At 41.8% G+C, this 11455-nt stretch carries 9 protein-coding genes; 5 read left to right on the top strand and 4 right to left on the bottom strand.

Features of this window, described 5'->3' with window-relative positions; all coding sequences use genetic code 11:
• Positions 1 to 288, bottom strand: a 288-nt coding sequence (locus KH943_RS06385; protein ID WP_438359827.1) for a large ribosomal subunit protein uL3, incomplete at its 3' end; no start/stop codon positions are given.
• 25 nt (positions 289 to 313) lie between these two features.
• Entirely contained in the window at positions 314 to 625 is a 312-nt protein-coding gene (rpsJ, locus tag KH943_RS06380; protein WP_001181005.1) for a 30S ribosomal protein S10, read from the bottom strand.
• 486 nt (positions 626 to 1111) lie between these two features.
• Here rpsJ and KH943_RS06375 point away from each other — a divergent pair, with 486 nt between their 5' ends.
• The 4 genes from KH943_RS06375 (at position 1112) to recG (ending at position 7041) form a co-directional block, all read left to right on the top strand.
• Positions 1112 to 1762 carry a TfoX/Sxy family DNA transformation protein gene (locus KH943_RS06375; RefSeq protein WP_304109104.1) on the top strand — a complete coding sequence of 217 codons (651 nt, stop codon included), beginning with the start codon at positions 1112 to 1114 and terminating at the stop codon, positions 1760 to 1762.
• Between the two features lie 307 nt (positions 1763 to 2069).
• Positions 2070 to 2834, top strand: coding sequence for a DeoR/GlpR family DNA-binding transcription regulator (locus KH943_RS06370; protein ID WP_304109101.1), 765 nt, complete (start codon positions 2070 to 2072; stop codon positions 2832 to 2834).
• Positions 2835 to 3093: 259 nt separating this feature from the next.
• Complete coding sequence (gene glmS, locus KH943_RS06365; protein WP_304109098.1) at positions 3094 to 4914, top strand: glutamine--fructose-6-phosphate transaminase (isomerizing); 1821 nt, start codon at positions 3094 to 3096, stop codon at positions 4912 to 4914.
• 45 nt (positions 4915 to 4959) lie between these two features.
• Positions 4960 to 7041, top strand: a complete 2082-nt coding sequence (gene recG, locus KH943_RS06360; RefSeq protein ID WP_304109095.1) for an ATP-dependent DNA helicase RecG — start codon at positions 4960 to 4962, stop codon at positions 7039 to 7041.
• 17 nt (positions 7042 to 7058) lie between these two features.
• Here the strand turns inward: recG and mutS are convergent, their stop codons facing one another.
• Complete coding sequence (gene mutS / locus KH943_RS06355; protein ID WP_304109092.1) at positions 7059 to 9653, bottom strand: DNA mismatch repair protein MutS; 2595 nt, start codon at positions 9651 to 9653, stop codon at positions 7059 to 7061.
• Between the two features lie 103 nt (positions 9654 to 9756).
• Here mutS and KH943_RS06350 point away from each other — a divergent pair, with 103 nt between their 5' ends.
• Positions 9757 to 10386: a glutathione S-transferase family protein gene (locus KH943_RS06350; RefSeq protein ID WP_304109089.1), complete on the top strand. Its 630-nt coding sequence runs from the start codon at positions 9757 to 9759 to the stop codon at positions 10384 to 10386.
• 142 nt (positions 10387 to 10528) lie between these two features.
• Here the strand turns inward: KH943_RS06350 and KH943_RS06345 are convergent.
• A partial coding sequence (locus tag KH943_RS06345) for a factor H binding protein domain-containing protein (RefSeq protein ID WP_304109086.1) occupies positions 10529 to 11455 on the bottom strand: 927 nt, incomplete at its 5' end.

Below are 11455 nucleotides of genomic sequence, written 5' to 3'. Positions count from 1 at the left end.
ATTGATTTCTTGACCTAAAGTGAATTCTTCACCTTCAGTACGAAATTCCCATAAACCGCGACCAGCTTCAACACCTGCTTTCACGAAATGGCCTGCTTCTGGTTTAGTTACACGACTAGCTTTTTTAGTACCAGTAGTAACTTGAATTGCAGAATAGCCATCGTTTTCAAGGGTTTTAACTTGAGTAACACGGTTGGCTTCGATTTCGATAACGGTAACTGGAATAGACACGCCGTCTTCAGTGAAAACGCGGGTCATACCAACTTTACGACCGATTAAACCAATCATTGTAATAACCTCTTAAAATTCCCAATTAACCTAGACTAATCTGAACATCAACGCCAGCAGCTAGATCTAAACGCATTAATGCATCAACAGTTTTTTCTGTTGGTTCAACAATATCAACTAAACGTTTGTGAGTACGGATTTCATATTGGTCACGCGCATCTTTGTTAACGTGTGGAGAAATCAATACCGTGAAACGTTCTTTACGAGTTGGTAAAGGAATTGGACCACGAACTTGTGCACCAGTACGTTTAGCTGTTTCTACGATCTCCGCTGTTGATTGATCAATTAAACGATGATCAAATGCTTTTAAGCGGATACGGATTCTTTGGTTCTGCATTAGACCAGAGCTCCATTAAAATTTAGCTAATAAAAAACCAAACTACCACTTATCTCAAAGAATAAGGGAGCTCAGTTACACCTATTATAGTTCCAAGATTAGGAACATTATATGTGCTACCAAATCGGCAACACCATTTGATAAATGATTACATCAAACGACTTAACTCGTCTGTCTTCTCGCAAAGATACACGATAAAAGTGACTATATGATACAGATAAAATCTGATTTTGGCAACTCTTTTTTCTGCAAATTTGCTAATTTTTTGAACCGCTTTTCAAGCAAAAATTTTTAGCATTTCTTATCATAAATCATAAAAATTTGAAATGACGCAATCTTTTATGTTATTCCAAAATATTTTTCTCAAATTTTCGAGCAAGTTCACACTTTTTAAAATTTATAGTTGAAATGCGAAGATTTTCTCAGTATTTATAATAAAAGATTTATTTTTTACTTAAATTTATTTACATTTTTACAGGAGGAAAAATGCAACCAATTCGAGCTGTTGTACAACCTATTTCTACGCTTTTCGACCCTATTATTGGCAAAATCAGACTAAAAACTCATTTTTCTTATTATGGGATCCATGCTAATGGTTTTATGATTGCACTATATAAAAATGATATGGTATTTATTCGGGCATCTCATGAAACCAAAACAGACATTCAACAGCTTGAAGGTACATATGTCCTTCAAGACCCAGAGGTTGGGCTTAATACCAAAAATTTCTATGCTATACCTTATGATACAGCCCTAACAAATCCTCTATTTGCTCATTGGGTTAGAAGCATATTAAATGAACTAGCGGAACAATATGAAAAAGAGCAAGAAAAACGAAAAACACAAATTCGTTCATTAACCAACATGAACTTCAAAATGGAAAGAATCTTAAAGAAGATCAATATAAAAAATGTAGAGCAATTTAAACAAAAAGGTTATATGAACACCTTTATTGAATTAATTAAGCAAGGAACCGATAGGTCAGACCTAATGCTATTTAAATTGCACGGAGCAATCCATCAAAAATCTATTTATCATATCACCAGAGAAGAACGAAAAGAGTTATTACTTGAAGCAAACCAAGCATTTTACGATGCTGGTTTACGTCATCGTTTTGACATTCCCAATGATGATTAATTAACGTAGCGAATGCACAAAACAGTTGCTGAGTAGATTTCTGAGATACTTAGTGGACTTATCAAACTATTATCAAAGGACTACCAAAGGACTACCAAAGCATTCGTATTGTGCATATTTGATCATAAATGACTTACTCTTCGACAAACTCAGAAATCTTAATTTGAATTAAATAAGAGCCTGTAGTCAGTATATAAATTATAAATATAAAACATCACCTTTAATTCATCATTTTTCTACTTGCAAGCGGTCAAAATTTCACTATAATTTTCCAAGTTTTGAAACGAAACTTTATAACTTAAAAATTATGTCAAAGCGAAATACCCAACAACGCCGTCAGCTGATTGTTTCTATGCTGATGGAACAAAATGAATTAAGCGTAGATTATCTTGCCCAACTCTTTGAAACTTCTGAAGTGACTATTCGTAAAGATTTACGTGTATTAGAAGAAGGCGGTTTCTTGCTTCGCCGTTATGGTGGGGCGATAAAAATGCCATCGGAAATGATGGAAGAAGAGAACAACGACGAGCAACTTTCGAAACAAAAGTTAGCTATTGCCAAAGCAGCTTGTGAAATTATTTCTGATCACAATCGCATCATTATTGATAGCGGTAGCACCACTGGGGCGTTGGTAAAAGCCTTGAATCAAAAAGGGTTGGTGATTATGACAAACTCCCTTTCACTTGCGAATGAATTAACCACCTTGGAATGCGAACCCACTGTGCTAATGACTGGCGGTACTTGGGACGCTCGTTCAGAATCCTTCCAAGGCAAAGTGGCAGAAAATGCCCTTCGTTCTTATGATTTTGACCAGCTTTTTATTGGGGCTGATGGATTAGATTTAGAACGTGGCACAACGACATTCAATGAGTTAGTCAGGTTAAGCCAAGTGATGGCAGAAGTGAGCCGTGAAGTAATTGTGTTAATCGAATCACAAAAGATCGGAAGAAAAATGCCCAATGTGGAACTTGATTGGTCGAAGATTGACAAAATCATCACTGATAGCCAATTAAGTTACGAAACGAAAGTTTTGATTGAACAAAACGGCGTAGAAGTGATTGTGGCGAAATAGTACTTATTTTATCGTATATTTTCTCCGTTAATTACTACTGCCAAATCTCCCCTACCCCTCTTTGCTAAAGAGGGGATTATATCGAAAGCATTTTAATATCACTTGAGATATTCACTTATCTAAAAGTATTTCGATATTAGTTTTAGGTTTGTATAGGTTCCCCTATTTAGCAAAGAGGGGCAAGGGAGATTTTGCAGAAAAAAACGAAGAAATCTATAAATTTAAACTCAAATTAAACAAACATTAGGAAATAAAATTTATGTGTGGAATTGTCGGTGCGGTAGCACAACGTGATGTAGCAGCAATTTTAGTCGATGGATTACACCGCTTAGAGTATCGTGGTTACGACTCTGCGGGCGTTGCCGTATTAGGTGCAGATAAACAAATAAATATTTTACGTCGCGTGGGTAAAGTAAAAGCCTTAGATGATGCGTTAGAAGCTAAACCATTATTAGGTGGAACAGGGATAGCACACACCCGCTGGGCAACCCACGGTGAACCATCTGAAGCCAATGCACACCCTCACCGCTCAGGCAAAATTGCAGTGGTTCACAACGGTATTATCGAAAACTACGAAGAGTTGCGTGCAGAGTTACAAGCACGCGGTTATGTGTTCCAATCACAAACTGACACCGAAGTGATCGCCCATTTAGTGGAATGGGAATTCCGCACATCAAATTCATTATTAGAAGCAGTGCAAAAAACCGTGAAACAACTTCGCGGTGCATACGGTACCGTAGTATTAAATGAAGAAGAACCAGAGCATTTAATCGTAGCACGTTCAGGTTCTCCGTTAGTTATCGGTTACGGCATCGGTGAAAACTTCCTCGCTTCTGACCCGCTTGCACTATTAAGCGTAACCCGCCGTTTTGCTTACTTAGAAGAAGGCGATGTGGCAGAAATCACACGTACTTCAGTTGATATTTACGACCGCAACGGCAACAAAGTAGAACGTGAAATTCACGAAGGCAACTTTGAACAAGATGCAGCAGATAAAGGACAATATCGCCACTATATGCAGAAAGAAATTTTCGAACAACCAGTGGCAATTATGAATACGTTAGACGGTCGCATCAAAGAAGGCAAAGTGAATTTAGAAGCCATTGCACCAAATGCTGCGGAAATTTTATCGAAAGTGGAACATATCCAAATCGTCGCTTGCGGTACCTCTTACAACGCAGGGATGGTGGCACGCTATTGGTTAGAATCAATTGCAGGTGTGGCATGTGATGTAGAAATCGCCTCTGAATTCCGCTACCGCAAATTCGTAACTCGCCCAAATAGCTTATTAGTGACCATCTCACAATCTGGCGAAACAGCAGATACTTTAGCGGCATTACGCTTGGCGAAAGCGTCAGGTTTTATGGCAGCAATGACGATTTGTAACGTAGCTACCTCATCATTAGTGCGTGAATCAGACTTTGCCTTTATGACCCGTGCGGGTGTAGAAGTAGGCGTAGCATCAACTAAAGCCTTCACAACTCAATTAACCTGTTTATTACTTTTAACAGCAGCATTAGGTCGCTTAAAAGGCAATGTTTCAGCGGATCAAGAAGCGGATATCGTTCACGCATTACAACGTTTGCCAGCGTTAATTGAGGCAGCATTAACGCATGAAAAAGAGATCGAGATACTCTCTGAAGACTTTGCAGATAAACAACACAGCTTATTCTTAGGTCGTGGCGAATTCTACCCGATCGCCATGGAATCGGCGTTGAAATTAAAAGAGATTTCATACATTCACGCCGAAGCCTACGCAGCAGGCGAATTAAAACACGGGCCACTCGCATTAATCGACAACGAAATGCCTGTAATTGTCGTTGCCCCTGAAAATGATTTGCTTGAAAAAGTGAAATCGAACATTGAAGAAGTGAAAGCACGCGGCGGTCAATTATTTATCTTCGCCGACCACGATGCGGGCTTAGGCTACAAAACTTTGGTGTTCCCGAAAGTTGATGAAGTAACTGCTCCAATTTTCTACACCATACCACTGCAACTACTCTCATACCACGTTGCGTTAATTAAAGGGACTGATGTGGATCAACCACGTAACCTCGCGAAATCGGTGACGGTTGAGTAATTTGAAAGAATAAAACAAGCGGTCATTTTTAACAACATTTTTGCAATGAACACTCAACTTTTAGACGGCGTACCACTCACGAGCCTTTCGGGCGTGGGAGCGGCAATCGCAGAAAAACTTAGCCGAATTGGCATCAATAACGTGCAAGATCTGCTCTTCCATCTGCCTCTTAGATATGAAGATCGTACGCGAGTTACACCGATTGCCAATATTCGCCCTGAAAGTTTTGCCACTATTGAAGGCTACGTGCAGCACACCGAAGTGCAATTTGGGCGTCGCCCGATTTTATCGGTCACACTTTCCGATGGCACGAGCAAAATTATGCTTAAGTTCTTCAATTTTAATGCAGGAATGAAAAATAGCCTTGCCGTGGGCGTTCGAGTGAAAGCCTTTGGTGAGATTAAACGTGGGCGTTATATGGCGGAGATTCATCACCCTGAATATCAAATTATTCGCAATAATCAACCGCTTGCATTGGCGGAAACACTCACGCCAATTTACTCCACCACCGAAGGTTTAAAGCAAGCCTCGCTACGCAAAATGACCGAGCAAGCCTTGGCGGTATTGCAGAATGTGCAAGTCGCCGAGCTGTTGCCTGAGCAGTACAATCCACATCAATATAGCTTGAAAGAAGCATTGGCGTTGTTGCATCGCCCACCGCCGAGCATATCAGCTGAGGTATTAGAAAAAGGCGAGCATCCTGCTCAGAAGCGGTTGATTTTTGAGGAACTTTTGGCACACAACCTCGCAATGCAGCAACTTCGCTTAGGCGTAAAACAGCAATATGCCGAACCGTTAAGTTATAAAACTGATTTGAAACAACGCTTTTTAGAGAGCCTACCATTCCAACCCACTAACGCCCAAAAACGCGTTACCGAAGATATTGAACGAGATTTAGCACAACCGTCGCCGATGATGCGATTGGTGCAGGGTGATGTAGGCTCGGGAAAAACCTTAGTTGCAGCACTTGCCGCACTCACTGCCATTGATAACGGCAAACAAGTGGCGTTGATGGCACCTACCGAAATTCTGGCTGAACAACACGCCAATAATTTCGCCAATTGGCTTCGTCCGTTTGGGATTGAAGTTGGCTGGCTGGCTGGCAAAGTGAAAGGCAAAGCGAGAAATGCTCAGTTGGAAGCGATCAAAAATGGTGATGTGCAGATGATTATTGGCACGCACGCTCTGTTCCAAGAGAGCGTGGAATTTCACGACTTGGCGTTGATTATTATCGATGAGCAACACCGTTTTGGGGTGCATCAACGTTTGACGTTACGTGAAAAAGGTGCAAAAGCTGATTACTATCCACATCAACTGATTATGACCGCAACGCCAATTCCACGAACGCTAGCGATGACGGTTTATGCCGATTTAGATACTTCGATTATCGATGAATTGCCACCTGGGCGAACGCCTATTAAGACGGTAGTTATTTCAGAAGATCGTCGTCCTGAAATTGTGCAACGTGTTTATCAAGCCTGCAAAAATGAGAAACGCCAAGCCTATTGGGTTTGCACGCTTATTGATGAGTCGGAAGTGTTAGAAGCTCAAGCTGCGGCAGCCATTGCTGAAGATTTGCAACGTGCCTTGCCTGATTTGCGGATTGGTTTGGTACATGGGCGAATGAAACCACAAGAAAAACAAGAAATAATGGCGGAATTTAAAGCTGCAAACATTGATTTGTTGGTAGCAACTACAGTGATTGAGGTGGGTGTAGATGTGCCAAATGCAAGCTTAATGATTATAGAAAATTCAGAACGCTTAGGATTAGCGCAACTTCACCAACTGCGTGGACGGGTTGGACGTGGAGCAACCGCTTCGCACTGTGTGCTGATGTATAAACCACCGCTAGGCAAAATTTCCAGCAAACGCCTGCAAGTGATGCGAGATAGCCAAGACGGTTTTTACATTGCAGAGAAAGATTTGGAAATTCGTGGCACGGGCGAAATTCTTGGTACGAAACAAACTGGTTCTGCGGAGTTTAAAGTGGCAAATTTAATGCGTGATCGCAAAATAATTCCGCTCGTCCAACGCTACGCCAAGCAAATTATTGTGGAAAATCCACCGCTTGCAGAGGCGTTGATTAAACGCTGGTTGAATGAAAAAGCGGAATATACGAATGCGTAAAAAGAATTAAGCACTCTCTATTTTCCTAACAACGTCTTCAACCGATACAATGCTTCCAGTGCCTGTTTTGGCGTAAGCTCATCAGGTTCAATCTCACGCAATACCAACTCTACGGCACTTTCTTGTGCGACAAGCGGTGGTTTTTCAACAACATCTTGCGAAAAAAGTAAATCCGCCTGCGGGTTTTCTTCGCCCACTTTTTGTTGTTGGGAGAGTGTTTCCAAATGTGCCAAACGCTGTTTTGCCAAAGCAATGACAGGTTTAGGCACACCTGCCAATGCTGCGACTGCCAAGCCGTAACTCTTGCTTGCCGCACCCTCTTGCACGCAGTGCATAAAGGCAATGGTATCGTTGTGTTCACGGGCATCTAAATGTACATTCGCGACACCTTTAAGCTGATTCGGCAAGCTGGTTAGCTCAAAATAATGGGTCGCAAACAGGGTCAACGATTGGATTTTCTTTGCCAACCATTCAGCACACGCCCACGCTAACGAAAGCCCGTCGTAGGTGGATGTACCGCGCCCAATTTCATCAATCAGCACCAGACTATTTTCAGTGGCTTGATGGAGAATGTTCGCCATTTCGGTCATCTCCACCATAAAGGTCGAACGCCCCGAAGCCAAATCATCGCTTGCCCCAATGCGGGTGAAAATACGGTCAATCACTCCAATTTCCGCACTCTCTGCTGGTACAAAACTACCAATATACGCCATCAACGAGATTAGTGCAATTTGACGCATATAGGTGCTTTTTCCCCCCATATTCGGGCCAGTTACCACCAACAAATAACGTTGAGCGTTCAGATAAATAGGGTTGGCAATAAACGGATCTTTAATCACCCGTTCCACTACAGGGTGGCGACCTTCTTTGATGTTGATAATGCGTTGCGGGCTGAAGGTTGGACGTACATACCCAAGATTTTCCGCACGTTCGGCAAGGTTTGCCAGCACATCCAATTCGGCAAGCACCATCGCTGCCAGTTGTAATTCACCCAGGCGAGGCATTAACAAGTCAAACAATTCATCATAAAGTTGTTTTTCTAATGCTAACGATGCCCCTTTCGCTTTCAACACTTTGTCTTCGTAGGTTTTCAGCTCAGGGATAATATAACGTTCCGCATTTTTGAGCGTTTGACGGCGCACGTAGTGAATCGGTGCTTTGTGAGTCTGCCCTTGACTGATTTGAATGTAATAGCCGTGCACCGCATTAAAGCCGATTTTCAGCGTATCGATACCCGTTGCTTCCCGCTCGCGGATTTCCAAATCTTCCAAATATTGGGTTGCCCCTGCAGAAAGCGAACGCCATTCGTCTAGCTCCGCATTGTAGCCTTCAGCAATTACGCCTCCATCACGAATCAATTGCGGCGGATTTTCAATAATCGCTCGTTTAAGCATATCCGCAAGCTCATCAAAATTTGCTAATTGTGCCAGCAATTGATCTAAACTGGGAGTTAATTGTTGCGAACGTTGTTGAATTTCAGGAATTTGTTCTAATGCAGAACGCAAGCGAGTGAAATCACGTGGACGTGCCGAACGCAACGCCACACGTGCCAAAATTCGCTCCATATCGCCTACGTTTTGCAATGCCAGTTGAAGCGGTGCAATTTGCTCGCTTTTTTGCAAACTTTCAATAATATCCTGCCGCTCTTTGAGCTTTTTCACATCACGAATCGGTTGATGAATCCAGCGTTTTAACAAACGGCTGCCCATTGGGGTCACGCATTTATCCAAGACGGAAGCAAGGGTATTTTCCGTACCGCCTGCAAGGTTTTGGGTGAGTTCTAAGTTGCGACGGGTTGCGGCATCAAGCAAGACTGTTTCGCTATTTTGCGAAAGATGAATACTGTTGATATGCGGAAGTGCCGTGCGCTGTGTCTCTTGAGCATAGTGTAACAAACAGCCTGCTGCACAGAGTGCGGTGGTGGCTTTTTCCACGCCAAAACCTGCTAAACTTTGCGTCCCAAATTGACGATTGAGCAACTGAATTGCCGTAGTCAGTTCAAACTCCCACACAGGACGACGGCGTAAGCCTTTGTAATTATTCAGAATACCAGCGTAAGCAAAATCTTCCGCATACAAAATTTCTGCAGGCTGCAAACGTTGCAATTCCGCACTTAACGCCTCTTGGCTTGGCAATTCACTAATCAAAAAACGCCCTGATGCCATATCAAGCGTTGCAATTGCAAAAGTGCCTTTATACTCATAAATTGCCGCAACTAAGTTGTCTTGTCGCTCAGGCAGTAACGCCTCATCGCTGACCGTACCTGGTGTAACAATGCGAACCACTTTGCGTTCTACAGGCCCTTTCGAGGCTACGGGATCGCCAATCTGTTCGCAAATTGCCACGCTCTCACCCAACGCAACTAATTTTGCCAGATAACCTTCTACCGCGTGATACGGCACGCCAGCCATCGGAATCGGTTCGCCCGCTGATTGCCCACGTTTGGTCAGTGAAATATCGAGCAATATCGCAGCTTTCTTAGCATCATCATAAAAAAGCTCATAGAAGTCACCCATTCGATAGAAGAGTAAAATATCAGGATTTTGGGCTTTGAGTTGCAGATATTGCACCATCATTGGCGTGTGGTTAGAGAGGTCTTGAGTTACGGTCATAGTTTGCGTAATTGAAATGATAGAATAGAGCTATTTTATCAGATTAGCCAATGGCTGTACAAAACAGTATAATTTCAACACTTTGAAACAACAGGAGTATTTTATGAAATTATATGGTTTAGTTGGTGCTTGCTCGTTCGTACCACACGTAGCGTTGGAATGGGTAAAAGAACGTGAAAATGCAGATTATCAATTTGAAGCGGTAACACGTGAGTTAATCAAATCGCCAGACTTTTTGGCGTTAAATCCAAGAGGAGCTGTTCCTGTATTGGTCGATGGCGATTTAGTGCTTTCACAAAATCAGGCAATTTTGCACTATTTGGATGAGCTTTATCCAAATGCAAAACTGTTTGGTAGTAAAACCGTCCGCGATAAAGCCAAAGCCGCTCGCTGGTTAGCGTTTTTCAATTCAGATATTCATAAATCATTCGTGCCGTTATTTCGTTTACCAAGTTATGCAAAAGATAATGAGACATTAACCCAAACCATTCGCCAACAAGCCGTTGAGCAGATTTTAGATCAACTTGCTGTGGCAAATGAACATTTAGAAAGCCATATCTATTTTGGCGAAGCAATTTCGGTTGCGGATGCGTATCTTTACATTATGCTAAATTGGTGTCGTGCGATAGGGATTGATTTCAACCATTTAACGCAACTTTCACCTTTTATGCAACGAGTTGAAGCTGATCAAGCGGTGGAAAATGTGAGAGAAATTGAAGGGTTGAAAGGATAAAAATAATGCCCTATGTTTTGATCTGCACCTTAGTCAGTTGAACTCAATAACCAACTAACTAAGGTGCAGATTTTTTATGACCAAAATCACATAGAACATCGGTGGAATATCAGGGCGAAGGTAATTCGCCCCTACAGAAAGGTTATTTTTGAATTTCACCACGGGTGCCGCCGAAGCCAAATTCTTTATCTTCACCAACAAATTTAAAACGTGCAATACCAGAGACCTCTTCTGCTTCAGGTCCAAAGAAACCAAGTTGGTAATATCCATTCGTCATTCCTGAAGAAGAAACAGCTACCCCCTGAATACCTACAACAGCCTTATCATTTAAAGATATCTGTGGTTGGATATCAGCTTCTTTTAACTCAACTCGACCGTATAAAACTTGGCTAGAAACACTTCCCTGACCTTTTTTAGTATCAAAATCGACTTTGTAGATTAATCTACCTGACTCTGTTCCTTTACCAATATAAGTTGCTTTACCTGAATTTGGGATATTTCTTTCGTGTGTTGCAACACCAACAATCTGAATATTATGTGGTTTTAAAGGTTGTTCTACATCATTGATAATGTTCTCAAATTCATTATTTGAAATAACTATAGAATATGGTTGGTTATAAATTTGTTGATAGCCTCTATATTTCGTTAATTTACCATCACTAGAAATCTCTTCGTGATTTTTATTAATAATATTTCCAGAAGAGGGAACTTCTTGTCCTAGAGCCTGTTCTTTGAGAAGTTTTGCTTGTATAGTGGCATTTGTTTTATCTCTTGCGTTTAATGCTTCTTCTGCCTTACGAGCTTCTTCGGCTTTACGTGCTTCTTCAACTTTACGAGCTTCTTCAACTTTACGAGCTTCTTCCGCTTTACGAGCTTCTTCGGCTTTACGAGCTTCTTCAACTTTACGAGCTTCTTCGGCTTTACGTGCTTCTTCAACTTTACGAGCTTCTTCTGCTTTACGTGCTTCTTCCGCTTTACGAGCTTCTTCCGCTTTACGAGCTTCTTCGGCTTTACGTGCTTCTTCAACTTTACGAGCTTCTTCTGCTTTACGTGCTTCTTCCGCTTTACG

It is taken from the genome of Haemophilus parahaemolyticus (genome assembly GCF_018373095.1).
GTDB classification, from domain to species: Bacteria; Pseudomonadota; Gammaproteobacteria; order Enterobacterales; family Pasteurellaceae; genus Haemophilus_A; species Haemophilus_A parahaemolyticus_A.
The sequence above is the reverse complement of the archived record's forward strand: the minus strand, read 5'-3'. Positions and strand labels throughout refer to the sequence as shown.

What these genes read in the sequence shown, in the direction of transcription:
- glmS (WP_304109098.1), top strand. Translation starts at nt 3,094, where the DNA reads ATGTGTGGAATTGTCGGTGCGGTAGCACAACGTGATGTAGCAGCAATT.
- KH943_RS06350 (WP_304109089.1), top strand. Translation starts at nt 9,757, where the DNA reads ATGAAATTATATGGTTTAGTTGGTGCTTGCTCGTTCGTACCACACGTA.
- mutS (WP_304109092.1), bottom strand. Translation starts at nt 9,653, where the DNA reads ATGACCGTAACTCAAGACCTCTCTAACCACACGCCAATGATGGTGCAA.
- recG (WP_304109095.1), top strand. Translation starts at nt 4,960, where the DNA reads ATGAACACTCAACTTTTAGACGGCGTACCACTCACGAGCCTTTCGGGC.
- KH943_RS06375 (WP_304109104.1), top strand. Translation starts at nt 1,112, where the DNA reads ATGCAACCAATTCGAGCTGTTGTACAACCTATTTCTACGCTTTTCGAC.
- KH943_RS06370 (WP_304109101.1), top strand. Translation starts at nt 2,070, where the DNA reads ATGTCAAAGCGAAATACCCAACAACGCCGTCAGCTGATTGTTTCTATG.
- rpsJ (WP_001181005.1), bottom strand. Translation starts at nt 625, where the DNA reads ATGCAGAACCAAAGAATCCGTATCCGCTTAAAAGCATTTGATCATCGT.